At 38.6% G+C, this 430-nt stretch carries 1 protein-coding gene and 1 pseudogene; both read right to left on the bottom strand.

The features are described 5' to 3' along the window. A pseudogene (locus SORDD16_RS10075) lies at positions 1-91 on the bottom strand (50S ribosomal protein L20); the annotation flags it as partial. 51 nt (positions 92-142) lie between these two features. Beyond that, entirely contained in the window at positions 143-343 is a 201-nt protein-coding gene (gene rpmI, locus SORDD16_RS10080; protein ID WP_001125942.1) for a 50S ribosomal protein L35, read from the bottom strand. Between the last annotated feature and the right edge of the window lie 87 nt (positions 344-430).

A 430-nucleotide genomic window follows, 5' to 3' on the forward strand; every position in this document is an offset into this window, starting at 1 on the left:
AGATGTGTTTAGCTCCATAGTAACCTTTTGCTAATTTAAGAATACGTTTACGACGTTTGCGTGATACAACGCCACCTTTAACACGTGCCATGTTTTATTTCCTCCAAATATTTCCTAGAATTGTTTACTTACTGTTAGGCTATTATTTCAAGCGAGTAAGCATTGCTTTGATACGTTTGAAATCTCCTGAATGCACCATAGATGCTTTACGAAGATGACGACGTTGTTTCTTAGTTTTTCCGTGGAAACGGTGAGAAGTGTAAGCACGGAAACGTTTAAGTCCACCAGAACCTGTACGTTTGAAACGTTTAGCTGATGCGCGGTGTGTTTTTTGTTTTGGCATGATTTTTTCTCCTTTATTTAACTTTCTGACAATTATTTTTTGTCAGTTGCTGGCGCCAATTGCATGAACATTTGGCGTCCATCCATC

The organism is Streptococcus oralis, assembly GCF_001578945.1.
GTDB lineage: Bacteria > Bacillota > Bacilli > Lactobacillales > Streptococcaceae > Streptococcus > Streptococcus oralis_Q.

Coding starts and splice junctions, on each gene's coding strand:
- rpmI (WP_001125942.1), bottom strand. CDS start 343: ATGCCAAAACAAAAAACACACCGCGCATCAGCTAAACGTTTCAAACGT.